The sequence below is a fragment of the Spiroplasma endosymbiont of Nephrotoma flavescens genome (assembly GCF_964030835.1).
In the GTDB taxonomy this organism is placed as follows: Bacteria; Bacillota_I; Bacilli_A; order Mycoplasmatales; family Nriv7; genus Nriv7.
The window spans coordinates 165,179-191,165 of the sequence record NZ_OZ034982.1 but is presented as its reverse complement, the minus strand read 5'-3'; the positions used below and the strand labels follow the sequence as shown (position 1 = coordinate 191,165).

Here is a 25,987-nt window from a genome sequence, read left to right as displayed (position 1 = left end):
TAGTAATCAGAAAGGAATATTAGATGTGGATCCAAATAAGGTATTTTTAATGCGCAGAATTAACCAAATAATCCCAATACCTAAGTTTTTCAATCAATTTTTAGATTTATCTCAGAATCTTAATTGAGATGAATTTAAAGTAAAAATTATTAGTTATGAAACTGAACAACGAATAAAAAATCTTAATAAAGAAAATTACAAAATGCCTAATATTAATTAAAGATAAATATTATAAATTTCGTAATGATTATTTGCTTTTTTTAGATATGGATGAAGATATTGAACAAATAAAATTAAATTTTAAGGTCATTGAGGTTGATAAGCGTATTGCTGTAAAATTAACTAATACTAATATGACAATTAGTTATAAGTTTTGTTATTGGACGAAGTCAAATAATAGAGATTCATTAAAATGTATGGAAAATTTATTAAAGTTAGGGGCTGACCCGAATGCCGTAGCATTTTCTGGTTTTGGTAGAAATCCACTTCATTTAGCTAAAAATAGTGATAAAATAAATCTTTTGTTAGATAATGGTGCTAATATTAATCTTCAAAATGTATTTGGCGATACTGCCCTTTTAATAAATACAAGAAAACATCTCATTTGTTATTCGCGTCATAATGTGAAAAATTATCTTATCAATGTACAAACTTTATTGAATCGTGGCGCTAATATTTATATTAGGAATCGTGATGGTATGAATTTTGGTAAGTTAATTGCTGATTCTAGATCTTTAAGCGGTAAAAAAGCAATTATGGAAGTAGTTAATAAATACAAAATTAATATTGAACAGTTAGCAAAAAGAGCCGTAGATGAAGCATCACAACTTCAGACATTAGAAGAACAAAATAGTCTAAGAACAGTTAATGAATCGGTAAGAAAATTAAGTGTCGAGCAATATGCGAGGAACAGGTTTGAGCAAGAAAGCGAGCGTGTAGGAGTAAATTTCTCAGAAGATGCTTTTTTAGAACCGTCGTCTTGTTCAGTAGCAAATTCATTGGCAATTAAAAATGAAATTGAAGATTTTCAACCTGATACAATGAATTTTGCCCTTAGTAATTTTAATAACTATCGAATGGATTTTGAAGTTGATGCTGTTGATGATTGTCAAATGGATTTTGAAGTTGAACAAAGTTATACTTTACCTGCGTTGTCAGACACTACTCTAAAAACTATTAAACTTAAAAATATTTCTTTGCAAACATACAAAAAAGAACCAACAAGAAAGTTCATCAACAAAAGTGTTAAAGAATGAGACAAGCAACAACAAGCATGGCCAAGAGAAACAGAACAACTAAAAAAAGAAGCAACATCATTTAAACAATTGCAAACAGATAGAGAATGGGCCGTAAGAACTAAAGCACGAGACAGGCAAGAATTTTTAAAACAGAAAAATAAATTAGTTCAATATGAAAAAATGCAAGAAGCAAAAGAAAAAAGAAAGTTAGAAAATAGTCGTAAACTTGAAGCAGAGACTGTCAAAGTAGCAAAAAAAGTAGAGAGAAAAAAACAAAAAGAAAACTTCTTATCTAGTTAAAATTTAATTTAAAATAATTAGCAAAGTAATGGTATTTAATTAGACGAGGAGAGATTATATATCGGACAAAATATTAGTAAAGAAGATAGCAAATATATATATATAGAGTTTATGAAGAAAAAAATCGTTCTATTAATGAACATATTAAATTTGATGTTTTATCAAAAATGAAAGACTTTGAAACTTGAACAATAAAAAATCAAAATCAAGACAAAGAAAATATTTGTACATATGTTAACATTTGAATTCCTAAGGGTACAACAATTAATTCAAGAGCAATAAATATTGTAAATAAACTTGTTAGCTTAGTTAAAACTAAATGATATTTTAGGATTTAAAAAAGCATATCAAAAATTAACAAATTATAACTTTGAAAATGCTGCCATTAAATATGATATCAAAAATTATCGTAATATTTTTGGAGTCGGCAATCAAAGGATTATTTTTCCAACAAGTAAAATGATATTTTTAATAAAGCAATTATATTTACAAGGTGAGAGTTTTGAAACCTTTCTTAATTTAGAAGGGGAAGCTAATGTTTTGCAAGAATAAAATATTAATATGTTTCTAAATAATATCTTAAAATTAATAGGTGGGAAAAGATTTGAATAAGTATTAAGACAGTCGGCAATGATTGTCTTTTTATTTTATAAGATGTTAAAAATTTGTTCTTTGAAAATTAAATACAAGTGAATTAATAATGTTGGTATGTATTAAAGCACGATAAATTGTGGGTGGTCGCCATAACCAAAAGAAGTTTACCAGTTGATAGATAACATCCTATTAGCTATAGCAATTTGTTTCGTTTTGCAATAAAAAAATGAATGGGTGGATTTCCTAAAAATATACACGCTATTAAATTAGTTCCAAGGGTAGGATGCGGATGTTAAAGTGTAGAAATTTCTATATAGGGGATATACTAAGTTTAAAATTATTAAAATCTTTATCTAATTAAAAAAAAATTTACTAACAAAGCTTGTTAAACACTTAAATCTGCGATATATAAGTGTTTAAAAAACTAAGTTAACTAACAACTTAGTTAATACAACTTAGTTTATTCATAAGAAAGGTAATTTACTATGAAAAACATTGAAAACATTTTCTTAAATACTAAAAAATATATCTTAAAAGAAACACAAAACGCAATGTTTATTAAAGCACCAAAAATTCCGTGATTTAATGAACAAATCGGCATTTGGTTTCCAAAGCGATTTATTTATAAAGGAAAATACGAAAATTCAATTTGCATTGGAATAATAAAAGATAGTAAATATCAAGTAATTTCAATTAATCAATCAATTAATCAACAAGAACAAGAAACCAAGTTAATTAAAGGCCAAGAATTATTAAGTTTCTTCATTGCTGAAAAAGAAAACAATAAAAAAGATATGAATTATAACTATTTTAAAGGAGTTTAAAAATGAATATTGCAATTGGACTAATATTTATTATTATCAGCATAATGCTGTCAGCATATGTTGCTTATAAAATTTATGCCAAAATAAAAATTAGAATTAAATATAAAAATGCCATTAAAAATAATACTGGTAATTTCACAAAAGACGAGAAAGTATTTATTGCTCGCTTTGAAGAATGAGTTAAAGCCCCTAATTCAAAAGAAAATAACAAGGATAAAAAATAATGTTTTGAGAAATTATTATGGAGTTCTTAAAACTGTTTGTTCCGATAGAAAAAATGCCTGCACAAGTTGCGTTTATTGCCGGATTAATTATTATCATTACTTTTATTTTCGCATTAATTTCAATTATGTATTTACCAATAAAAATGATTTTTGGGAGATAGAAAATGACAATAAACTTAAAAGAATTTAATTGAGAACAAATTAAACAAACTTTCTGAGATTTATTTATTCAAATTACAACTATTCCCGCTCATATTACTGGTAGTAAAGAAATTAATTTAACCGAAGCGCCACTTTGACTTTTAATAGCAAACATTGCTTTTTGATTATTAACAGCGATTATAGTGTGATTTATTCTAATGTTACTTTGAAAAACCATATCAGTATTTAGATAAATACAAAATTAATGTCAAGAAGTTACATCGTGATGCATTCTGGAAGAAAATCAAAATTAATTAGGAAAAAATACAATCGTTTTAAGGTTAACCAAGGTTTTAATAAGTTTAAGAAAAATTTTGAATATAAATGATGAATGTTTTAAAAAGAAAGGGGGTGATTATATGTTTGGAACTTTCTTAGCTGATGCACCAGCAAAAATAACAGCTAGTGACGCGATGACTAAATTGTGAAATGCAATTATAACAGCGTTTACTAAAATGTGAGAAATTATTGCCGTTAATATGCCGCAAGTCGGTAACTTCTTTGCTGACTACTGAATCTTCATTTTTCCATTTATTTTGGCAATATTCTTTATTTGTTTTAAAATGTTTGAAAAATTACTTGGCGCAGTCCGCTAACAAAAAAATAAAGTGAGGTGCAAGATGAAATTTTGCAAATGAATAATAGAAAAAAATAACCATTTTATTGAATTGAATCGCACCTCATTTTTAATTTTATGACATTAAGGAGCAATTTGATACATTTACAACGGTTATTTCAAAAACATTGTGAGCTATTTATTTTTAGCCGGTTGTATTTTAATTTTACTTTTTAAAATCGGTAATTTAACACAAATTAACAAAGTTATTAATTTCTTAAAAAATTCACCATTAAATATTGTGATTGGTTCATTAGGAACTGGAAAAACTGCTTTTCTAGTATACGCAGCAAAATTACTAAAAAAGAAGAAATATCACATCGCATCAACCTTTCCATTACTAGAAACCCAAAAATTAAGTTTAGGGCATATGGGATTATTAGACTTTGATTATCCGGTGTTGCCAGACAAAACCTTACTGTTATGAGACGAAACCAATTTATTTTTAGAAGGAACTGATTGAGAAAAAAATAATATCAAAAACGAAGAAACCGGTATCCAAGAATATTTCGCTCTGGCACGCCATTTCGGTCATATTGTGCTGGCTAGCGGTCAAAGAGATAAACATATTTGAGTTAAAGTTCGTGATATTGCCAATAATGTGATTGTGGGAATTCGTAAAAAACCCGTTAATATTTTTCGCCCTTACTTAAAAGTCATCTATGGCACCTTTACGAGCATTGAAGAATATGAACGCTGACGAAACACCTTAATTGATGCGAAAAATAGTAAAAAAGGGCGTCGCATTAAATACCGTGATATTCCTGAACTTGATATCTATTTTTTTAAACTAAAAATTCCTCTGCCAATATTAAACACTTACAATTCTTTTTACCTAGCGTTTTTAAGAGATTACTTAAATTCAAAAGTAAATCCCGACTATGAAGACAAATACTATACTGACACCGCAATTGATTTAGAAGACTTGGAATATTTAAAAATGGATAAATTTAGCAAATTTTTAAGAAAAATGAAAGAAAAGGAATAATAAAAAATGGAAAATCTCGCAAAAATGGCGGACTTTCTCGCCCAAATGCTTTATAAGGTTTTTGATTTAATTTGAAGTCTTGAAGTACCGGGAACGAATATTCAATTAATATTTCCTTTATTCTTAACGCTGGCTGTAGAATTTCTTATGGCAATTATTCTTGGATTTGGTAGTCAACAAGTTAATTTAGAAAAACAACGCCAATATGCGGTTAAAAATAAAGGGCGTTTAAGTGCGTGAGGAAAAACTAAAAAACAAATAAAACCAATAAAAACAAAGCAAGGTAACTAACAATGTTTAAACTAATTATTATTTTTATCTTAATAACTGTTCTTGGGTTATTAGCAGGTAGTCATTTTGAAACCTTAACGAACTATATTAGCGAAGGGCTTGCTAATTTCCAAAAATTTATTACTAGCAATTTAACAATTTTAGAACTATTTAAACCAATGGCTCGGACATTTTCGCAACACCCAATTTTTACCATTCTTGGCGTTACTTGTGTACTTATTGCCTTATTTATTGTGATTAAAGGACGATAAAAATATGAAAGGAGAATTAAAATGAAAAAACTTTTAGGAAAATTATTTAAAAAAGATAACTCAAAAGAAAAAATGCCATTAAAATTAAAAATTCTTTTAAAAAACAGTGGTTAAAAATAGTATTAAGTATCATTTTTATCTTTATAAGCTTGTTAATTTGTGCATTAACAGTAAGTGATACTAAAAATGAATAACTGGAACAAGTGACGAATTTAATAATTTTATGAATAAACAAATGGTTGAATTCTTTGGCAAGTTCAATAGTGGTATTATGCTCGCGGGAATATTTGTTTTTTGATGAGGCAGCGCAATATATTTTGCAATTAAATTTGAAAAATTAATCCGCTTGATTATTCAAAAAATTAAAGCAAAAAGAGTCTTGAAAAATGAAATCAAACAAACTCATTAATTCTTTAAAAAAATATTGATGAATAATACTTAATTACATTATATTCATATCTTTAAGTATAGTTTTATTATTACATACAGATATTGAAAATTTGCAACAATTTATTAAAAATTTTGGAGCAATTGGTAAGTTAATGATTATAGGTTATTCATTAGTGTGAGTAACCACAACAGAAATGGTAAACTTTTTAATTCGCTTTGTATTAAAAAAGATTAAAAATAAAATATTTTAAAAAGGAGTGATAAAAATGTTTATGAAAATATTTACCATATTAATTATTAGTTTCAATAACATTTTTACCATTCCGCAAAACATTAACAATGACAAAACAACAACAAATTCATTAATTAGAAGTAAAAGACAAAGTAATAAAGTTTATAATTTTGAAATTAAAAATTTAGAAAAAGTGAATTTTTGGGTTTTGAATTCAAAAAATAGTATTGCAGAGGTTAACATATATAAAAAAGATAATAGCAATCTAAATGAAAAATTACCAGAATTAAAAAACTTAAACGATTTTACTTTCCAATTTACAAAAGAATTGCAAAATAATCAGGATAAACAAGAAAAAATTAGAAACTTAATAACAACATATGGACAAAAAATAAAAGAAAATAGCACTTATAAAACATGAGTAATTAATAAAAAAATAACAATTAAAGCACAAGGCACAGATTTATATAATTTCAAAGATTTTTTCGATAAAACAAATTATAGATTAAATGAAACAAATAATTTTCAAATTGAAATTGAAAAAGACAGTACCGACATTGATTTACCGATAACAACTACTAAATTTGATGGTAACCACAAATATAATGATATCATTGATAATCTTGATTATTTAATGATTCATCGTGGCGATTTTGATAAATTTAATTACTCTTATCTCTATTGAACGCCAGTATTCAATTTCATTGACACTTTAGAAAAAGGTTACTATAAAGAATTCACCATTAAAAATCATGGTTTTAAAAACGAAAGCTATTTTTATCACAAAACTTCTAGTAGTGAAGATGAAATTAATACAAATATTTTAAAAATTAAAGCTTTTAATAAAACCTTAATCGCAGGTAATGACTATTTACAATTATTACACGGTGGAAATGAAATCTGAAAATATAACACCGAAAATACTAACGATTATTATCTAATTAAGTATCTTTTCGGAACATTAAATTATCTTAATGTTAAATTTAGTTTTCTACGCTATGACCCCGATTTACGAAATGACATTTACTTTTATTTTAAAAATAACATTCCTAGTATTAATAACAGCGATTGCAAAAATATTTTTGATGAAATCTATGAAATACTTGGCAATTTCTTTGCCAGTTTATTTTATGCTACTTTTGATATGGACGAAAAAACTCATACCGAAATTGATTTTAAGGGTGTAGATAATTACAACAAAGATTACTTTATTCAAATCGGTTTCTTTTATCGTTCGTTAATTACCTTTTATCCCAAAAAATATTTAATCAATGTTACTGGTAATTCGGAATTATTACTAAGAAGTTATTTCTTTACTTTTGATAAAAAAACGCATCAAGAAAATTATAATGCGATTAAAAATAATAACAGCATCTATCAAATTGAATTTAATGTCCTTAAATCCTATGATAACAAACTCATTACCTTGCCAACCAACAAGACTGTTAATAGTATTAATTATCTCAATACCGATATTGATATTCGTTACGGTATTAATATTTTTACCTTAACCTTTCCGCTTTATCACAAAAGTAATTCCTCTAACTATAATTTTAAAATTTATGATTTTAATGTCCTTAATTCCACAGCATTTATCCGTGATGGTTGTTCCACCAATTCAGAATGGGATGACACCTAATTCCGCCAGCAAATTGCAAATATTCTGGACGATGAATACCAACCTTTAATGATATTGGTTGTGCCATTCAAAATGCTGGTATCAAAATGATAAACTGAATGCTGACAGCTTCACAAGTAATTACCATTTTACGACCATTAACAATTATTGCCAAAGCAACAGTTAACTTTTCAACCGCTATTTTCCCAGTTTTTTAAACCGTACCAGCTTTTTACTATACCTTTCAGTTTTTAATCGGTTTTGCCATTTTTCTAATGATTTTAAGGATTTTCGTATAATATATATATATATCGAAAAAACAAAATGAAGGAGTTAATTTTATGAAATTTTTAAACATAACCGCTATTTTAGGATTAATAACACTGCCAATTATTGGCTGTTCTAAAAAAGCAAATGAATCAGTAGAACAAAAAAATAACAAAAATAAAACTTATGATTTTGAAATTAGAGACCTAGAAAAAGTGAATTTTTGGGTTTTGAATTCAACAAATAGTATTGCAGAGGTTAACATATATAAAAAAGATAATAGCAATCTAAATGAAAAATTACCAGAATTAAAAAACTTAAACGATTTTACTTTCCAATTTACAAAAGAATTGCAAAATAATCAGGATAAACAAGAAAAAATTAGAAACTTAATAACAACATATGGACAAAAAATAAAAGAAAATAGCCCTTATAAAACATGAGTAATTAATAAAAAAATAACAATTAAAGCACAAGGCACAGATTTATATAATTTCAAAGATTTTTTCGATAAAACAAATTACAGATTAAATGAAACAAATAATTTTGAAATTGAAATTGAAAATCCATAATAACTAAATTCAAAATTGGGGTAGCACAATCTCGCATTTAATGATAAAACTTGAGAGCCTGTCCAAAAACTGTTAAAATCACTGCCCTATAAACGTAGTTTTCTATGGTGACAACGCTCTTAAACAACTAAACAACTTTTCATTTTTTCTATTTTAACAAAATAAAACCAGTAATTAATTAAAATTACTGGTTTGAATATTTTTTTTATTTTTCACAAGAAATTAAATTTGTTGTACTTATTCCAATTAAAGTAATTGCATATTTAAAGTTCGTCGTGTATTATTTTATTTTTTCAATATCAAAATTAATACCATACGTATCTGTTGAAAAAATTAAAGAATTACTTGATTGAAAATAATCATTTATTTCTATAAAATGACGAATTAAAAAAGAAATTAAAGTATTTCTATCTTGTTCATTATATTTTTCAACAAAACTATGATCGCTTACAGGGAATTTACCTACGACATTTATTATTTTTTGAATGTGAGGTTTAATTTCTTTGTTTCAAGTTTCTTTATTAATGCCAATTTTTAACTGATCTGGTTGTAAAAATTTATATCATTTTTCAATAGAATTAGAATGTTCTGATTCTTGTTCTATAACATAATCGTAATAATCGGTATAATAAAAGCTTTTATCTAAAAATATGTGTCCAATCGTTTTATCAATAACCAAATATTTAACATTATTTTTTAAAAAAATATCATTTATTTTTGTATAATTATATGCAATACTTCCAACCATCATGTTTCTATTTTCTTCATTAAATTTTTTAAACGAACTATGATCGCTTACAGGGAATTTACCTACGACATTTATTATTTTTTGAATGTGAGGTTTAATTTCTTTGTCTCAAGTTTCTTTATTAATGTCAATTTTTAACTGATCTGGTTGTAAAAATTTATATCATTTTTCAATACCATCACTATTAAATTGTTTATTATTAAAATTTGTTTGTTCACATTCATTATCAGAATCAGATGATCAATCTTTTGTAAAAAAAGTATCTTTTTTTTTTTTGTTTGTTGATGATCCGCCACTGCACGATCCACCAAAATTATTTTGATTATTAACATTATTTTGATTAATATTTTGATTTGTATTAGAATCTAATCTAAAATTAACTTGAACTTTACCAAAAAAATCACTGCTGTTTCTTGGATTTATACTTATTATTGCAGTATTTTCTGTAATATTATTTAATGTTAAATTAATACTTTCAATTTCATTTAGATTATTTAATCTCATAAATTCATTTATAATTATTGCCCCCCTTTCATTTGGCTCATGATTTTCTAATAATCCCAAATCATTTGTAACAATAATATTTTGTATGTCATTAACTAAAAAAAAATTTGTATCAAATTCTATAAAAAAAGTTATGTTAAATTCTGGATCAATACTATTAATATTTATTTCTAATAAATCTTCGAAAATATAATCTATTTTTATTGATTGTCTATTTATTGATATCTTATGTTGTTCTTTTATATAATTAAGTATAATCGGAATTATTTCTTCAGGACTATTGTTACTTATTCTCCCAATATTTATAAAATTATTATTTTGTTTATCATCATCATCTGAATCTTCTTTTGTTATTGTATTTGTTTCTTCACAAATTGATAATTCTTGTTCTAATGTATTAAAAGTTACCAGTATTGCACCATAATAATCAAAATTAAGTCTAGCACCATAAAGACCATAATTACTAAGTGAGATTATAGCTGAATTTTCGGTTACACTATTTGGTATAACATGTAAATTTTGTAATGTTAATAATTCCACAGGGATATTATTGTTATTTGAATTAACATTTATAAATCTTTCTAATATTTCTTGATAATTATTTTGATTATCAATATTTTCTATATTACCTAAATTAATTATTTTAATAAAAGGAATGAGAATATTTGTTAGCGACAATTCAACAAGAAAAAGTAAAGTGTATTAATGAATATATTAAATTTGATATTTTATCAAAAATGAAGACTTTTAAAGTTTGAATATTAATAAATGAAAGAGGAGATGAAATAAATAACTTGGAATATATTTATTATTGAATTCCTGATGAGAAATTGTTTGACTTTGAAATCTATAAGCGAATAAGAAGTCTTTCTAAATTAGTTAAAATTAATGATATTTTAGGTTTTAAAGAAAAGTATGAAGCAATAACAAATTATAATTTTGTTAATAGTGCTATTGAATATTATGTCGGAAATTATCATCAAATTTTTTTCTTGAAAAAATTTAATGTTGATTTTTTAATGAATAAAACAAGGAAAATGTTAAATTTTTTTAAAAAAATCTATTTACAAGGTGAGAGTTTTGAACAATTTCTCCAAAGATAAGGCAATAGTTAAAGAACAATAATAATTAATGAAAAGAAACGATTTAATGGAACTTGAAAAAAATATTTATAATGCGTAAAAATAATAATTTAGAATTGCTGTCCTTATTAATTTCAAAGGGAGCTAATATTAAAAATAATAATGATAATATCCTGCTTCATATTCCAATAATGTTGAATTGTGTCAGAGATGCAAAATTATTATCAGCAAGTGGTGCTAATATTGAAATGATTGAATTAATCTTAGAAAAGGGCGCTGATGCTAATATCAAAGATAATGCTGGTAGGTCGGCACTTTATTTTGCTAGAATAAGAAAAAATTTAGATATAATTAATCTTTTATTAGCAAATGGGACAAATTTAAATATCTAAAAATTAAGAAATTTTAATTATCTAAATAGTAAATAAATAGTAATTTATTAAAAAATAAAGGGAGAGAATATTTATGAATGAAAAAATTAGTGCGGAAATAACAAAACGCATCAATGAATATATTAAATTTGATGTTTTATTAAAAATGAAAGATTTTCAATTATGAAAAGTTACCAATGCTTGTCAAGAAGTAAAACAATATGCCTATATTAATCTTTTGTGTGCTCAAATTAATAAACGGTTTAAAAATGATTCTGCTACCAATCAATCAATTGAAAACTTAATTCGGTTAACTAAACTTAATGATATTGTTGGGTTTAAAGTAGCGTATCAAAAATTAACAAATTATAATTTTGAAGCCGTTGCTATTAAAAGTCTTAAAGAGCACTATATGCATTTTATGTTTGATAATGAATATGGAATATATTTTCAATTTAAAAATTATAATTTTAATAGTTTTATTGACTTTATGCAAATAAGAGAAAATAATCATCGTTTATTTTCAGAACCAAAGGTAGGACAAAGAGCTGTGCCCGATGAATTAGATAAAGGTATGGGCAAAAACGAACAATGTACGATAGTTAAACGCCAAGCGCCACCTGTGCCTGTAAAGCCAGCAATGAAACCAGTAAATTGACAAGCAAAAAATGAACAAGGAGCAAAGTCTAATTTAGAAATGGACGATTTGAAAATGACTCTTAATCGGGAAATAGAACAAGTGGTCGCAAAAAGAAATGAGTGCAATCTTTATCAAGATGAGTTTGATAGTAATGGGAATTTTAGAACATTAGACAATGGAAATAAAGAATATGGTAATTCGCAATTAGCAAGTATATTAAATCCTGTGGTTGAAGAATTTAAACAAAAATATAACATTGGGAATTGTAAAACTTTAGATGAAAAGCCAGACGATGAATTTACTGCCCTGTAATTGTTAAAAATAAAATTTTATAACTAAGAAATCTTTATTAAGCGTAATAGTTTGTTATTAGATTTTATGTTAAAATTAAAAACAGAATAGAAATTATCGTGAGGTGAAACAATGGAGCAGTATTTAAGTTTATGTCGTCAGATATTAGAAAAAGGTCAAAATAAACCTAATCGTACCCTTATTGATACAATTAGTTTTTTTGGTTATCAAATGCGGTTTGATTTACAAAAAGGGTTTCCACTATTAACAACAAAAAAAGTATATTTAAAAGCTGTTATTTATGAATTATTATGATTTATTAAAGGTGATACTAATATTAGAACATTAGTTCAAAATAATGTTAATATTTGAAATGAGTGACCGTATAAAAAATATCAAAATTCACCTGATTTTAAAGGTGAGCAATTACAAGATTTTATTTCTAAAATTAAAAATGATGAGCAATTTGCTAAAAAATATGGTGATTTAGGTCCAGTTTATGGTAAACAATGGCGAAATTTTAATAGTTTTATTGACTTTATGCAAATAAGAGAAAATAATCATCGTTTATTTTCAGAACCAAAGGTAGGACAAAGAGCTGTGCCCGATGAATTAGATAAAGGTATGGGCAAAAACGAACAATGTACGATAGTTAAACGCCAAGCGCCACCTGTGCCTGTAAAGCCAGCAATGAAACCAGTAAATTGACAAGCAAAAAATGAACAAGGAGCAAAGTCTAATTTAGAAATGGACGATTTGAAAATGACTCTTAATCGGGAAATAGAACAAGTGGTCGCAAAAAGAAATGAGTGCAATCTTTATCAAGATGAGTTTGATAGTAATGGGAATTTTAGAACATTAGACAATGGAAATAAAGAATATGGTAATTCGCAATTAGCAAGTATATTAAATCCTGTGGTTGAAGAATTTAAACAAAAATATAACATTGGGAATTGTAAAACTTTAGATGAAAAGCCAGACGATGAATTTACTGCCCTGTAATTGTTAAAAATAAAATTTTATAACTAAGAAATCTTTATTAAGCGTAATAGTTTGTTATTAGATTTTATGTTAAAATTAAAAACAGAATAGAAATTATCGTGAGGTGAAACAATGGAGCAGTATTTAAGTTTATGTCGTCAGATATTAGAAAAAGGTCAAAATAAACCTAATCGTACCCTTATTGATACAATTAGTTTTTTTGGTTATCAAATGCGGTTTGATTTACAAAAAGGGTTTCCACTATTAACAACAAAAAAAGTATATTTAAAAGCTGTTATTTATGAATTATTATGATTTATTAAAGGTGATACTAATATTAGAACATTAGTTCAAAATAATGTTAATATTTGAAATGAGTGACCGTATAAAAAATATCAAAATTCACCTGATTTTAAAGGTGAGCAATTACAAGATTTTATTTCTAAAATTAAAAATGATGAGCAATTTGCTAAAAAATATGGTGATTTAGGTCCAGTTTATGGTAAACAATGGCGAAATTTTAATGGTATGGATCAATTAAAAAATTTAGAAAAGCAATTAAAAGATAATCCCCATTCACGAAGACATATTTTATCTAGTTGAAATCCTGAGGAAATTGAAGAAATGGCATTACCGCCTTGTCATACATTATTTCAATTTTATGTTAGTGCTGACAATAAATTATCTTGTCAGTTATATCAAAGAAGTGCTGATGTATTTTTAGGTGTTCCTTTTAATATTGCTAGTTATGCTTTATTTAACTTATATGCTAGCATCTGTTTGTGGGTATGAAGTTGGTGATTTTGTGCATACAATTGGTGATGCGCATATTTATACTAATCATTTAGAACAAATAAATGAACAATTAACAAGACCTCCAAAAAAATTAGGCAAATTAATAATTAATCGTTCAGTAACTTCAATTTTTGATTTTAAATATGAAGATTTTTCATTATTAGATTATGAATCGCATCCGGCGATAAAAGGACAAGTGGCAGTTTAATTATGGTAATTTTGGTATGAGCAATGGATAAGAATGGTGTTATTGGTAAAGATAATAAATTGCCGTGGTGTTTAAATCAAGAATTACAATATTTTAAAGAAATTACTATCGGAAAAACAATTTTAATGGGAAGAAAAACTTTTGCTAGTTTAAAAGTTAAACCTTTATCACAAAGAAAAACTATTGTTGTTAGTTGAAATCCTAATTATGAATTTAATCATCCTGATGTAATTGTGAGTAATGATTTAGAAGGGATTTTAAAACAATATGAGCATAGTGGTGATGACTTATATGTTTGTGGGGGGGCTTTGATTTATCAAATCGCAATCCCCTATGCCAGCAAATTATTTGTTTCACTTATTAATGATTCATATGGAGGCGATACTTATTTTCCAGAAATTGATTTCCATCAATTTAAAGAAATTAGTAAGAAACAATATGATAAATTTGTTGGATTAATTTATGAAAGGAAAGTTACTAATGAATAAATGAAGAGTAATAATTACATTGCCATATTTGCTACAAACTTTAAGAAAAGCAAAAAAAATGACAAAGAAAGTGCTTCGTGATCCTAATTCAGTATCAGAAGAATATCGTTATAAATGATTGCAAAAGCGAGCGCGATATTTTGCATGGTTATATAATGTTAAAGTTTATCCCCAAGGATTAGAAAATTGAGTTAATAATAAGGGATGTGTGATGATTGCCAATCATCAATCAAATTTTGATGCTTTATTATTACTTTTAATTAATGATTTTAGTAAATTTGCTCCCTTAGCATTCATTGCTAAGCAAGAATTACAAGAACATAAAATATTTAAACGCTTTGTACAATTAATTGATGTGTTATTTTTAGATCGTAATAATCCAAGGCACGCATTAGAAGTTTTTAGTGATGCGAAAATGTTAATTCGTGTCCCACGAACAATGGTTATTTTTCCAGAAGGAACGAGAAGTAATAGTTCAACAGTACAAGAATTTAAGCCAGCAGCACTTAGAATTGCGTATCAAGCATATGTTCCAATTATTCCGGTTGCTATTATTAATTCGTATGAAGTTTTTAATAAAAAATCTCAAGGAAAGAAAAAAATTTATCTTGTGATTCAAAAACCATTAGACCCTGCTAATTTTATTAATATTACTACTGATAATTTAGCAAGAAATATGCAAAGTAATATTCAAAAAATCATTAATAATTTTAATTTAAAAAATAAGGATGAAAAAAAATAATGTGAATGTTAGATTTAATTAATAAGAAAAAACAAAATCAACAATTAACAACAAAAGAAATTGATTTTATTATTAGTGGTTTTACTAAGGGTGATATTCCTGATTATCAAATGAGTGCTTTTTTAATGACTGTTTGATTTAATGGTTTAAATAATCAAGAAACATTTGATTTAACAAAATCATTAATTAATTCTGGTGATTCATTAGATTTATCATCAATTAGTGGTTTTAAAGCTGATAAACATTCTACAGGTGGTGTTGGTGATAAAATAAGTTTACTTTATGCTCCTTTGTTAGCAAGTTTTGGCATTAAGGTAGCAAAAATTTCTGGAAGAGGATTAGAACAAACTGGTGGAACAATTGATAAGTTAGAAGCGATTCCTAATTTTAATGTTAATTTGCAATGAAATGATTTTTTAAAAGTAATTAATGAATGCGGAATGAGTATTATTAGTCAAACGCAAGATTTTACTCCGGCTGATAAGAAAGTTTATGCTTTAAGAGATACTACGGGAACTGTTGATTCCATCCCTTTAATAGCAGCCAGTATTATGGCTAAGAAAATTGCTATGGGTAGTGATGGTCTTGTTTTAGATGTTAAGTGTGGTAATGGTGCTTTTATGAGTAATTTAAATGATGCTAAAAAATTAGCAAGACTAATGTTACAAATTGCTCAAGAATTAAAGGTTAAAACCGCTGTTATTATTAGTGATATGAATCAACCATTAGGAAGAATGATTGGTAACATTTGTGAAGTTTATGAAGCATATGAATTTTTACAAGGTAAAAATCAAGATTCAGCATTGTTAGAACTTGTAACCTCTCTAAGTGCAATTAGTTTATTACAAGCAGAAATTTGTAGTAATTTTGATGAAGCAAAACAAAAATGTATTGAGCAACTAAAATCATTAGCGCCATTGAATATTTTTAAACAATTTATTAAACAGCAATCTGGTGATATTGATTTTGTTACTAATTTTGTTTGAAAAGATGCTGTTAAATTTGTTATTGAAATTAAGGCATCAGTTTCAGGATTTGTTAATTTTCATAACTGTTATGGTTTAGGTAATTTAGCAATGCATTTAGGAGCAGGAAGAGAAACAAATTATTCATCAATTGATTATATGGCCGGAATTTTTATTAATAAAAAAACCCAAGAAAAGGTTAATGCTAATGAAACGGTATTAACTTTATATACTAATATTAATAATGTCAGTGAGTTTACAGCAATGGCAAAAGAATTATTTACAATTGAACAATCTTTACCGCTAATTAATAATATTATTTATGAAATAATGCAATAAAATAATTAAGATAAGGTGGATAACTAAATATGAGTAAATATCTGATTAACATTGATAATTTTCAAGGACCATTAGATTTACTTTTACATTTAATTAAAGAAAAAAATCTTGATATCTTTACTGTTGATGTTAGTATGATTACAACGCAATATTTAGATTATTTAAATAAAATGGAAACATTAAATTTAGATATTGCTAGTGAATATTTAACAATGGCAGCATATCTTTTGGAATTAAAATCACGGCGATTATTACAACAGACTAATTTAGAAGAAGATAATAGTGATTATGAAGCCGATAATCGTCAAGAATTAATTCAAAAATTATTAGAATATCAAACTATTAAAGAAACAACTGGTTTTTTTAAAGAACAAGAAATTGTTCGTCAGCAAGTTTTTACGAGACCAGCAATTGTTTCTAATTCTCAACAATATGCATCGTTAGCAAAGGAAACTAATTGAGATTTTAACTTAGAGCAGTTGAGTTTTCAATTACAAGAAGTGTATAAAAGGTATCAATTAAATATGCCAATAACAACACGCGTGGCTAAACAACAAATATCACCACAAAAGCGGGCATCAGAAATTTTTAATTTTTTAAAACAAAATCCCCAAAAAAGTTATAATCTTTATGATATTTTTGTTGAAAGTGATATTATTACAAATAATTTGCTTGTTGTTAGTTTTAGTGCCATTTTGGATTTAGTTCGTAGTCAGCAAATATACATTGAACAAGCAGATATGTTTGCTCCCATCACATTAAAATATCGAGGTGAATTTAGTGAAGAAAATGAATAATTATGCTTTAATGGAAGGATTAATTTTTATTGCTGGTGAAGAAGGCATTAGTAATCAAAAAATTGCTAAAAAGTTAAATCTTAGTCTTAATCTTGTTAATGAAATGTTAATTACTATCCAACAGCAGTTAGAAGCGGATGAATCGCGAGGCATAGCATTAATGAATAATAATAATGTTTTTAAGTTTATGACAAAACAAGAACATTTTAATATTTATGAATCATTAGTTATTGAGCAAACTAGTAAATTATCAACGGCTGCATTAGAAACGCTAGCAATTATTGCTTATAAAGGTCCAATAGTAAAAAGTGAAATTGAAAGTATTCGTGGTGTTAGCAGTGATTTTATGGTTGCTAAATTAAAAGCCCGAGAATTAATTGTTGAATTGGGAAGAAGTGATGCTCCGGGGCGACCAATATTATATGGTGTGAGTCAATATTTTTTAGATTATTTTAATTTATCTTCGTTAGATAAATTACCACCATTACCAGAATCTTTTTTTGATAAAGATGAAGACACTAATTTGTTTATTAATTAAGGATAATGATAATGAAAAAAGAACGATTACAAAAAATAATTGCTATGCGTGGTTATTGTTCACGGCGAAAAGCAGAACAATTAATTTTAGCAGGTAAAGTTGCAGTTAATGAACAAATTATTACGGAATTAGGATTTAAAGTTGAAGTAAATGCTAAAATTACTGTTAATGGTGAATTATTGCCAGCAGAACAAGAAAATATTTATTTAGCTTTTAATAAACCAATTGGCTGTATTACTACTTCTTTGGATGACCCCCTCGGAAGAAAAACTGTCTTTGATTATTTACAAGATATTACTGTGCGAATTTATCCGATTGGCAGATTAGATTATTATACTAGTGGGTTATTATTATTAACTAATGATGGTAATTTTGCTAATTTAATTATGCATCCAACCCACGGCATTAATAAAGTTTATGAAGTAGCGGTTAAAGGTAAAATTACTTTCACAACGATTAATAATTTATTAAATGGTGTTTTAATTGATGATGATTTTTTAGCTAAAGCAGTACAAGTTAAATTATTAAGAGTAAATAGTAAGCAACAATCTTATATGTTAGCAATAACAATTCAAGATGGTCACAATCAACAAATTCGGAAAATGATTAAAGCAATAAATGGTAAAGTTTTAGCATTAAAACGGGTTGCTGTGGGAATATTAACCCTTAGTGGTATTAGTGAAGGTCATTATCGGTTATTAACAAATAATGAAGTTAAGCAATTAGAAATAATGGCGAAAAAAAATAATCCCTAAGGATTATTTTTGTATTTCTTTAAATTTTTCTAGTAATTTTTCTTTTCCTTCATTAATTAGAAGTTCGTTATATTTAGTATATAGTTCACGACAATGAGCTAACTCTTTTAAAGCTCATTGTTCATCTTTTCATTCTTTAACAATAACTGCTTTTTTTTGTAACTGTTTATATTGGATAAAGAAATTTTTAATTTTTGCTAAAGTATGTTCAGGAACATCTTTTAAAGATTTAAGATGATTAAAATGCGGGTCATCGGCTAAAACACCAAATAGCTTAGTATCAATTTCACCACCATCAATCATTTCTAAGGCTCCAAGAATTCTAACATTGGCTTGACATCCAGCAATTGTTGGATATGTTGCTAAAGCAATAACATCAAGCGGATCACCATCTCAGTCTAAAGTATTTTCAATACAACCATATTCGGCAGGATAAACATTAGCACCATATAAAACACGATCTAAAATAATTCTTTTAGTTTCAAAATTATATTCATATTTGTTACTACTACCAGTAGTAATTTCAATAATTACAGGAACGATATTATTTTCCATTAATAAATTTTCTCCTTTTCTTTATTTGTAAAAATATTATACAATAAATATGTTGAAATAACGGTAATTAATTAAGGAGTAATAAATTAATGAGAAAGACAACAAGATTGTTATGAGTAACATTTAAAAATGATAGTCAATTAACAATTAAAAAGCTAGTTTTAATTGCTAATTTTTTAGCTATTTGTTTATTAGTGGGTTATATTAGTAAATTTATTCCGCCTTTATTTTTGCCTTACTTAAAATTAGAATTTATTGATGTTTTTATTATTATTGCTTTTCCGTTTTTAGGAATTATTTATACTTATTTTTTAGTATTTTTAATTCCTTGAATGTTAATGCTAATTACTAGTGTTAGTGGTCCAATTGCTTATTTAGCTTTAATGTTAGCAACAGGAGGATTTTATTCAATATTTTTAATTGTCCAAATACCATTATTTTTTATTATTCAATTTTGTGGATGAACAAAAAATAGTTCTGGTAAATTTTTAACAATTATTGTTTGAATTATTAGTATTTTTTTAGCAGCCATCATTAATTCATTTTGAATGACTTTTTTAAATTGAGCTTTTATTTTGAAATTATATGGGATGGCATCTTTACGAAATCAATTATTTGTAGTTTTTTTACCATTTAATTTAATAAAATTTTGTTTGGAAGCTTTAGTTTATAGTTTAATCATAACAGCAACTTGACCATTAATTGAAAAAAATGCTAACGCAAGTTATTATATTTTATTATAATTATATTAGAGAAATGAGGCGGTAGTAGTGAAAATTGAACAAACAAGGATGGAACGATTTTCGCTCTTACGAGAGCAAATTAATCGTGAAATTGAGTTAGATCAAGCATTATTACAAGAAGAAGAGTTATTGCAAGATTATATTACGCGTTTTAGTCATATTGATAAGGAATATTTTCAAGAATTTCTTGATAATATTAATCAAGAATGAGAACTATTAAGTCCTCAACTACATCAAGACCATTCAAAAGATTTTATTAATTTTGAAGTTAGATATGAAATTAATCAATATTTAACCGATATTCGTAGTAAGTATGATTGTGATTTAAATGATAATGTTAATTTACAGCAAATTTTACAAGACCATAATTATCATCATAAGTTTGGACAGCATTTAAATGGTACTAGTGAAAGTAAATATCAAGAAATAATTTTAGCATTAGAAAATTCTGTTAAAAATTTACAAACTAAAATTTCTTCAGAAACGGAATTGGCCCAGCAAGTAATTAAAATCTATCAAGAAGATTTAAAAAAGCATCCCGAGGCGTTAATGCCTAGTAAAAAACCGTTAGTAGAATTATTATCCAATTCAGCAGTAATTACTGATGAGCAATTTAATCAGTTAGTAACAAGGTTTAAAAAACAAAAAATTAGTTTTAAATGATTGGTATTGTTAATAATTGGTAGTATTATCTTGATTATCGCATTATTAATTGTTCTTTTACTTTTATTAATTCAATAATATCATTATATTAGATGTATAATTTATTAGAGGTGGAATAAAAATGAAACAGATAAATATTGCTATTGATGGACCAGCTGGAAGTGGTAAGTCAACAACTGCTAAATTAGTCGCTAAACGGTTACATTATATTTTTATTGACACTGGCTTAATGTATCGGGCTTTGACACTTTATTGTTTAGTAAATAAAATTGATATTGATGATAATCGAGCAGTTATTAAGGTGTTGACTAATATTAGATTTAGTTATGATGCTAATGGCAATATTTATGTGAATGGGGTAAAACAAAATTCTTATGATTTAAGTAGTAAAAAGGTTGTTGAGTATGTTAGTCCTATTAGTGCTATCAAAGCAGTAAGAACATTTATGGTTAAAAGTCAAAGAGCAATTGTTCAAGGTTTTGGTTATATTCTTGCAGGGAGAGATATTGGGACGGTTGTTTTACCTAATGCGCAATTAAAAATATTTTTAACAGCAACAGTTAGTAAAAGAGCACAAAGAAGAGTGGAACAAGCACGACAACAAGGAATAGTTTTAGAATTGTCTAATATTCAAAATAATTTACAAGATCGTGATCGTCAAGATTCCGATCGTAAAGTTGGTCCCTTAAAGAAAGCAAATGATGCGATTGAAATTGATAATAGTAATTTATCTTTAGATCAAATTGTTGATTTAATTGCAACAATGGCTTATGAAATTAAAAAGAAATCAATGCTTTTTGCAAATGCATAGTTAGGAAAAAATAAAATGAAAAATTCTGCAATTGTCGCTATTATTGGGCGACCTAATGTTGGTAAGTCAACATTATTTAATCGCTTGATTAAAAATCGTTTATCAATTGTTGATGATACAGTAGGAGTTACGCGGGATCGGATTTATCAAAAGGCACAATGACTTAATCGTGAATTTTGATTAGTAGATACAGGTGGTCTTGGTTTTGGTAATGATGAATTACAAGAACAAATTTTGTTACAAGCACAAATTGCGATTGAACAAGCGGATGTTATTATTTTTACTACTAACTATCAAGAACGCTTGCAAGATGAGGAAAAACAAATTGCTAAAATGCTTTATGGAATTAATAAACCGGTTATTTTGGTTGTTAATAAATATGATAATCAACAAGTTAATAATGAACTATATGAGTTTATTCAATTAGGCTTTGGTGAACCAATTGCTGTTTCGTCAACGCATGGGATTGGGATTGGTGATTTGTTAGATAAAATTATTTTTAGTTTAAATCAGTTAAATTTAGAAATAAAACCAGATCTTGAAAATGAAACTAAAATGGCTATTATTGGCCGACCGAATGTTGGTAAGTCTAGTTTAACAAACGCATTATTAAATGAATCGCGGGTTGTGGTTTCTAATGTTCCAGGCACGACAACTGATGCGGTTGATAGTTCATTTGTTAGAAATGGGCAAAAATTTGTTGTTATTGATACGGCGGGAATTAGAAAACGAGGAAAAGTTCAAACAAATTTAGAAAAGTATAGTGTTTTGCGGGCTTTAAAAGCTGTGGAACGAAGTGATATTGTTTTATTAGTATTAGATGGTAAAGAAGGTATTAGAGAACAAGATGCTAAAATTGGTGCCATTGCGAAAGAGGGTTATAAACCGGTAATTATTGTTGTTAACAAATATGATGAAATGGAAAAAACAAAAAAAACCTTAGATGATTTTCGTAAAGAAATTCAAGTTCATTTTAAATATCTTCATTATGCTTTTGTAATTTTTGTTTCGGCATTAAAAAATGTCCATCTTGGAAAGATTTTTCAAAATATTAATAAGATTCAAGAAAAACAAAATTTACGAATTCAAACTAGTGTTGTTAATGAAATTCTTAGTAAGGCTCAATTATTACATCAACCACCTATTTTTCAAGGTGAACGATTAAAGATATATTATGCTACGCAAGTAAGTAAGCACCCGATTACTTTTGTTTTATTTGTTAATAACCCGAAACATTTACATTTTTCATATGCAAGATTTTTGGAAAATCAGTTACGAGAATATTTTGACTTTCAAGGAATTCCTTTACGATTGATTTTTCGTCAAAGAAAATAAATATTTAAGGAAGGTAAAAGAATGCAAAAAATTATTATTTTAGGAACTGGTGCATTTGCTAGTGCTTTGGCACAAGTTTTAGCAGATAATAAAAATGAAGTATTAATGTATGGTATTGAAAAAAGTGAAGTTGATGATATTAATAATAATCATCAAAATAGTAAATATTTTCAAGAAATTCGTTTAAATGAAAATATTGTGGCGACTAATGATTTAAAACAAGCTTTATGTGATGCTAAAGTTATTGTTTTTGCGGTTCCTTCGCTGGTTTTACCTAGTGTTTGTCAGCAAATTAATGAGTTAGTAACTTATCCAGTGCATTTTATTAATATTGCTAAAGGTTTTGACCCTAATAGTGGTGAAAGGTTATCATTAACAATTCGCAAAAATTTAAATCCTGATATTATTGAAGATTTGTCAGGACTATATGGCCCTAGTATTGCGATTGAAATTGTTCAAAGATTTTCCACACAAGTAACAGCGGTTAGTGAGAATTTATTATATGCAAAAAAAGTTCAACAATATTTTAATAGTGAAAATTTTTCGGTGATGATTACTAATGATTTTATTGGTGTTGAATGTGCTAGTGCATTAAAAAATGTTGTTGCGATTATTTCGGGAATGTTAAAAGGTCAAAATGCTAGTGATAATACTGTCGCATCTTTTATTACTATTGGTTTAAATGAAGCAATTAAATTTAGTAATAAAATGGGGGGAAAGTCAGAAACATTTTTAACGCCAGCTGGAATTGGTGATTTAATTTTAACAGCAATGTCACCGAAATCTCGTAATTATCAATTTGGTTATGAAATTGGAAAAACTAATGATCCAGAAACTGTTATTAAGCAATTGCAAAAAACTGTTGAAGGTTTTGGTACTTGTCGGTTGGTTAATGAACAAATGCTAAAATTAAAGTTAAACCTCCCTTTATTTGCATTATTATATAAAATTCTTTATTTATATGAAAATCCGCAAATTGTAATTAACGACTTTTTAAAACATTTTCCAATTGAATAAAAATAATGAACATAAATTCGTTAAATATTTTTCATAAGTGAAGACTTTTATTACAGTTTTATAAGGTTCTTTTAATTACTGAAGATGAATTAATTATTTTGTTATTACTAATGCATTTATTATCGGAAGAATATCAATTTATAACTCCGCGGGAATTAGAAAATTTTTCTAATTTTGATGTTAACAAAATTGATAAATTATTAGTTCAATTATTAGAAAAAGATTATTTACAAATTAGTAATTTTAATGATAAGTTAACAATGTCATTAACGCCATTATTTAATAGGATTTTTCAGATGTTGCAAGATGATAATGTAATTATTGAAGATAAGTTTGTTGATATTAATAGTGTTTTAGTAACACCGTTATCTTTTGAACAAAAATTATTTATTGAGCAACATTTGAATGATGAAAATTTAATTAATAAGGTGCAATCGTTAAAAAGTAATAATAAAAAAACTAATTTTATTAAATTACAACAATTGATTTTAAATTCTAGTAATAAAAAAGGTTTATCACAATTTAATTGATTAATTACTGATATGATTGATGCCATAAAAAAGGAGGAATAATTTTATGAAAAATGATAATAGTTTTAAATTGGCAAAAGAGGATATTTTAGAAAAAAAATTTCAAATTAATTTTAAAGGTTATGATGCCCAAGAAGTTGATCGGTTTTTAGATATTGTTCAAAAAGATTATGATGCTTTTAATAAAATTATGGAAACTCATATTGATGAAATTTCGCGTTTAAAAGAAAAACTTAAAGAAATAATTGAAGAACATGAAAAGTTAAAAAGTAATTATGAAATTGTTATGCAACAACGAGATAAGTTAGAAGAAAAAGGTTTACGAAATGTTGATATCATAAATCGGTTAAGTAAACTTGAAAGTAAAGTTAATAAATAGTAAAATGGATATGAGATTAAAAATCCGTGCTAATCGCTGTTAGAAATTTATTTTTAATAGAGGAAAGTCCACACTCACACTAGCTGTGATGCTAGTAATGTTTATGCTTGGATAAAAAATAATCCAAGGATAAGAAATAGCATCTGCTGTTTCTTAGATGGCTAATTAATAACCTAAGTTAATTATTTAATATGGTTTAGTAGTTTATAAAAGTGCCATAGTGACGATGCTAATGAGAAATTATTAGAGTGGAACGCGGTAAACCCCATAAGTGAGAAACCCAAATTATGGTAGGGGAACTATTAATTGCGAATGATAAGTAATTAATGGATATTTGTTAACATTTAAAGGTTAATTAATATAGATAAATGATTAGCACTTAAAGCATTGATGTCTTTAAGAACAGAATGTGGCTTATGAGATTTTTAATCTCGTTTTTTTATTTTTAGGTTATAATTATTTAATATAGGAGGGTTGCTAATGAATTTACCAAATAAAATAACATTAGTACGAATTATTTTAGTACCAATAATTTTAATTTTAATGTTGTTAGGCGGACCATTTGATAACTATAATTTTGTTAGTGGTAGTATTAATATTGATAGTAATGTTAAAATTAATATTCTTTGAATTATTGCAGGGTTCCTTTTTATTATTGCTTGTTTTAGTGATTGATTAGATGGTTATCTTGCTAGAAAAAATAATCAAGTAACAAACTTTGGTAAGATTGCTGATCCGATTGCTGATAAGATGTTGACTAGTGGTGTTTTAATTATTATGACAATTCCGCAAATTATTCCGGTTTGAGTAACATTAATTTTGATTTCTCGCGATATTTTGCTTGATGGGATAAGAATGTTTTTAGCAACTAAGAAAGTTGTTATTGCTGCTAATTATTATGGTAAATTAAAAACGCTAATGCAAATGGTGGGGTTAACATTATTATTTTTTATTAATCATATTTGATTTGGATGAGATAGTGGTTGAGGTTCATGAAAGTATCATATTATTTTAATACCAATGTATTTATCATTATTGCTTTCAATTTGGAGTGCAATTACTTATATTCTTGGAATTAAACAAAGCAATCAAAAATAAATACTA

Annotated in this window: 34 protein-coding genes, 1 other RNA gene and 1 pseudogene; 34 read left to right on the top strand and 2 right to left on the bottom strand. The window is 26.4% G+C overall.

The window, feature by feature from the left end:
* Positions 1-25 precede the first annotated feature (25 nt).
* The 14 genes from AAHN02_RS01150 to AAHN02_RS01085 all read left to right on the top strand — a co-directional run bounded on the left by AAHN02_RS01150 (position 26) and on the right by AAHN02_RS01085 (position 8,606).
* A complete protein-coding gene (locus AAHN02_RS01150; RefSeq protein ID WP_342277883.1) occupies positions 26-220 on the top strand; it encodes a hypothetical protein in 195 nt (64 codons plus the stop codon).
* A 46-nt stretch (positions 221-266) separates the two neighbouring features.
* A complete protein-coding gene (locus AAHN02_RS01145; protein WP_342277882.1) occupies positions 267-1,538 on the top strand; it encodes a hypothetical protein in 1,272 nt (423 codons plus the stop codon).
* Positions 1,539-2,617: 1,079 nt separating this feature from the next.
* Entirely contained in the window at positions 2,618-2,956 is a 339-nt protein-coding gene (locus AAHN02_RS01140) for a hypothetical protein (RefSeq protein WP_342277881.1), read from the top strand.
* Positions 2,957-2,958: 2 nt separating this feature from the next.
* On the top strand, positions 2,959-3,180 hold the full coding sequence (locus AAHN02_RS01135) for a hypothetical protein (RefSeq protein ID WP_342277880.1): 222 nt from the start codon (positions 2,959-2,961) through the stop codon (positions 3,178-3,180).
* Entirely contained in the window at positions 3,180-3,341 is a 162-nt protein-coding gene (locus AAHN02_RS01130) for a hypothetical protein (RefSeq protein ID WP_342277879.1), read from the top strand. The genes AAHN02_RS01135 and AAHN02_RS01130 overlap by 1 nt, the downstream gene beginning before the upstream one ends.
* Positions 3,342-3,344: 3 nt before the next feature.
* Positions 3,345-3,575, top strand: a complete 231-nt coding sequence (locus AAHN02_RS01125) for a hypothetical protein (protein ID WP_342189657.1) — start codon at positions 3,345-3,347, stop codon at positions 3,573-3,575.
* A 165-nt stretch (positions 3,576-3,740) separates the two neighbouring features.
* Positions 3,741-3,977 carry a hypothetical protein gene (locus AAHN02_RS01120; RefSeq protein WP_342277700.1) on the top strand — a complete coding sequence of 79 codons (237 nt, stop codon included), beginning with the start codon at positions 3,741-3,743 and terminating at the stop codon, positions 3,975-3,977.
* A 150-nt stretch (positions 3,978-4,127) separates the two neighbouring features.
* A complete protein-coding gene (locus tag AAHN02_RS01115; RefSeq protein ID WP_342277878.1) occupies positions 4,128-4,985 on the top strand; it encodes a hypothetical protein in 858 nt (285 codons plus the stop codon).
* Between the two features lie 6 nt (positions 4,986-4,991).
* Positions 4,992-5,276 (top strand): hypothetical protein, encoded by a 285-nt coding sequence (locus AAHN02_RS01110; RefSeq protein WP_342223871.1) that lies wholly within the window; start codon positions 4,992-4,994, stop codon positions 5,274-5,276.
* A 2-nt stretch (positions 5,277-5,278) separates the two neighbouring features.
* Complete coding sequence (locus AAHN02_RS01105) at positions 5,279-5,527, top strand: hypothetical protein (RefSeq protein ID WP_215826579.1); 249 nt, start codon at positions 5,279-5,281, stop codon at positions 5,525-5,527.
* Between the two features lie 223 nt (positions 5,528-5,750).
* Complete coding sequence (locus AAHN02_RS01100; RefSeq protein ID WP_342277877.1) at positions 5,751-5,936, top strand: hypothetical protein; 186 nt, start codon at positions 5,751-5,753, stop codon at positions 5,934-5,936.
* 253 nt (positions 5,937-6,189) lie between these two features.
* On the top strand, positions 6,190-7,788 hold the full coding sequence (locus AAHN02_RS01095) for a hypothetical protein (RefSeq protein WP_342277876.1): 1,599 nt from the start codon (positions 6,190-6,192) through the stop codon (positions 7,786-7,788).
* Positions 7,773-7,985 (top strand): hypothetical protein, encoded by a 213-nt coding sequence (locus AAHN02_RS01090; RefSeq protein ID WP_342277875.1) that lies wholly within the window; start codon positions 7,773-7,775, stop codon positions 7,983-7,985. Before AAHN02_RS01095 ends, AAHN02_RS01090 begins: the two co-directional genes overlap by 16 nt.
* Positions 7,986-8,108: 123 nt before the next feature.
* The gene (locus tag AAHN02_RS01085) at positions 8,109-8,606 is read left to right on the top strand and encodes a hypothetical protein (protein WP_342277874.1); all 498 of its coding nucleotides are present in this window, start codon (positions 8,109-8,111) and stop codon (positions 8,604-8,606) included.
* A 280-nt stretch (positions 8,607-8,886) separates the two neighbouring features.
* Here AAHN02_RS01085 and AAHN02_RS01080 read toward each other — a convergent pair whose 3' ends face one another.
* Positions 8,887-10,536, bottom strand: coding sequence for a hypothetical protein (locus AAHN02_RS01080; RefSeq protein WP_342277873.1), 1,650 nt, complete (start codon positions 10,534-10,536; stop codon positions 8,887-8,889).
* Between AAHN02_RS01080 and AAHN02_RS01075 the strand changes: the two genes are divergently transcribed.
* The 11 genes and pseudogenes from AAHN02_RS01075 to AAHN02_RS01025 all read left to right on the top strand — a co-directional run bounded on the left by AAHN02_RS01075 (position 10,524) and on the right by AAHN02_RS01025 (position 18,850).
* Entirely contained in the window at positions 10,524-10,961 is a 438-nt protein-coding gene (locus tag AAHN02_RS01075; protein ID WP_342277872.1) for a hypothetical protein, read from the top strand. The genes AAHN02_RS01080 and AAHN02_RS01075 overlap by 13 nt on opposite strands.
* 71 nt (positions 10,962-11,032) lie before the next feature.
* The gene (locus AAHN02_RS01070) at positions 11,033-11,332 is read left to right on the top strand and encodes an ankyrin repeat domain-containing protein (protein ID WP_342277871.1); all 300 of its coding nucleotides are present in this window, start codon (positions 11,033-11,035) and stop codon (positions 11,330-11,332) included.
* Between the two features lie 73 nt (positions 11,333-11,405).
* Positions 11,406-12,263 (top strand): hypothetical protein, encoded by an 858-nt coding sequence (locus AAHN02_RS01065; protein ID WP_342277870.1) that lies wholly within the window; start codon positions 11,406-11,408, stop codon positions 12,261-12,263.
* A 111-nt stretch (positions 12,264-12,374) separates the two neighbouring features.
* Positions 12,375-13,244 (top strand): thymidylate synthase, encoded by an 870-nt coding sequence (gene thyA, locus AAHN02_RS01060; RefSeq protein WP_342277869.1) that lies wholly within the window; start codon positions 12,375-12,377, stop codon positions 13,242-13,244.
* Positions 13,245-13,355: 111 nt separating this feature from the next.
* A pseudogene (thyA, locus tag AAHN02_RS01055) lies at positions 13,356-14,226 on the top strand (thymidylate synthase).
* Positions 14,227-14,228: 2 nt separating this feature from the next.
* The gene (locus AAHN02_RS01050) at positions 14,229-14,714 is read left to right on the top strand and encodes a dihydrofolate reductase (RefSeq protein ID WP_342189426.1); all 486 of its coding nucleotides are present in this window, start codon (positions 14,229-14,231) and stop codon (positions 14,712-14,714) included.
* Entirely contained in the window at positions 14,707-15,456 is a 750-nt protein-coding gene (locus AAHN02_RS01045) for a lysophospholipid acyltransferase family protein (protein WP_342277868.1), read from the top strand. The genes AAHN02_RS01050 and AAHN02_RS01045 overlap by 8 nt, the downstream gene beginning before the upstream one ends.
* Before the next feature lie 5 nt (positions 15,457-15,461).
* Entirely contained in the window at positions 15,462-16,760 is a 1,299-nt protein-coding gene (locus AAHN02_RS01040; protein ID WP_342277867.1) for a thymidine phosphorylase, read from the top strand.
* A gap of 29 nt (positions 16,761-16,789) precedes the next feature.
* Positions 16,790-17,557 carry a segregation/condensation protein A gene (locus tag AAHN02_RS01035; protein WP_342277866.1) on the top strand — a complete coding sequence of 256 codons (768 nt, stop codon included), beginning with the start codon at positions 16,790-16,792 and terminating at the stop codon, positions 17,555-17,557.
* Positions 17,550-18,095: an SMC-Scp complex subunit ScpB gene (scpB, locus tag AAHN02_RS01030; RefSeq protein WP_338968945.1), complete on the top strand. Its 546-nt coding sequence runs from the start codon at positions 17,550-17,552 to the stop codon at positions 18,093-18,095. The genes AAHN02_RS01035 and scpB overlap by 8 nt, the downstream gene beginning before the upstream one ends.
* A gap of 11 nt (positions 18,096-18,106) precedes the next feature.
* Positions 18,107-18,850, top strand: coding sequence for a pseudouridine synthase (locus AAHN02_RS01025; protein ID WP_342277865.1), 744 nt, complete (start codon positions 18,107-18,109; stop codon positions 18,848-18,850).
* Positions 18,851-18,853: 3 nt separating this feature from the next.
* Here AAHN02_RS01025 and AAHN02_RS01020 read toward each other — a convergent pair whose 3' ends face one another.
* On the bottom strand, positions 18,854-19,405 hold the full coding sequence (locus AAHN02_RS01020) for an inorganic diphosphatase (protein ID WP_338968526.1): 552 nt from the start codon (positions 19,403-19,405) through the stop codon (positions 18,854-18,856).
* An 89-nt stretch (positions 19,406-19,494) separates the two neighbouring features.
* Between AAHN02_RS01020 and AAHN02_RS01015 the strand changes: the two genes are divergently transcribed.
* The 9 genes from AAHN02_RS01015 (at position 19,495) to pgsA (ending at position 25,981) form a co-directional block, all read left to right on the top strand.
* Positions 19,495-20,148, top strand: a complete 654-nt coding sequence (locus tag AAHN02_RS01015; RefSeq protein ID WP_342277864.1) for a hypothetical protein — start codon at positions 19,495-19,497, stop codon at positions 20,146-20,148.
* Between the two features lie 27 nt (positions 20,149-20,175).
* A complete protein-coding gene (locus AAHN02_RS01010) occupies positions 20,176-20,889 on the top strand; it encodes a hypothetical protein (RefSeq protein ID WP_342189423.1) in 714 nt (237 codons plus the stop codon).
* A gap of 43 nt (positions 20,890-20,932) precedes the next feature.
* On the top strand, positions 20,933-21,622 hold the full coding sequence (gene cmk / locus AAHN02_RS01005) for a (d)CMP kinase (protein WP_342277863.1): 690 nt from the start codon (positions 20,933-20,935) through the stop codon (positions 21,620-21,622).
* Between the two features lie 15 nt (positions 21,623-21,637).
* Complete coding sequence (gene der / locus AAHN02_RS01000) at positions 21,638-22,957, top strand: ribosome biogenesis GTPase Der (RefSeq protein ID WP_342277862.1); 1,320 nt, start codon at positions 21,638-21,640, stop codon at positions 22,955-22,957.
* Between the two features lie 21 nt (positions 22,958-22,978).
* A complete protein-coding gene (locus AAHN02_RS00995; protein WP_342277861.1) occupies positions 22,979-23,974 on the top strand; it encodes an NAD(P)H-dependent glycerol-3-phosphate dehydrogenase in 996 nt (331 codons plus the stop codon).
* A 5-nt stretch (positions 23,975-23,979) separates the two neighbouring features.
* A complete protein-coding gene (locus tag AAHN02_RS00990) occupies positions 23,980-24,546 on the top strand; it encodes a hypothetical protein (protein ID WP_342189419.1) in 567 nt (188 codons plus the stop codon).
* A gap of 4 nt (positions 24,547-24,550) precedes the next feature.
* Positions 24,551-24,883 carry a DivIVA domain-containing protein gene (locus AAHN02_RS00985; protein ID WP_342277860.1) on the top strand — a complete coding sequence of 111 codons (333 nt, stop codon included), beginning with the start codon at positions 24,551-24,553 and terminating at the stop codon, positions 24,881-24,883.
* A 21-nt stretch (positions 24,884-24,904) separates the two neighbouring features.
* Positions 24,905-25,305, top strand: an RNA gene (rnpB, locus tag AAHN02_RS00980) — RNase P RNA component class B.
* 58 nt (positions 25,306-25,363) lie between these two features.
* Entirely contained in the window at positions 25,364-25,981 is a 618-nt protein-coding gene (pgsA, locus tag AAHN02_RS00975; RefSeq protein ID WP_342277859.1) for a CDP-diacylglycerol--glycerol-3-phosphate 3-phosphatidyltransferase, read from the top strand.
* Positions 25,982-25,987: the final 6 nt, after the last annotated feature.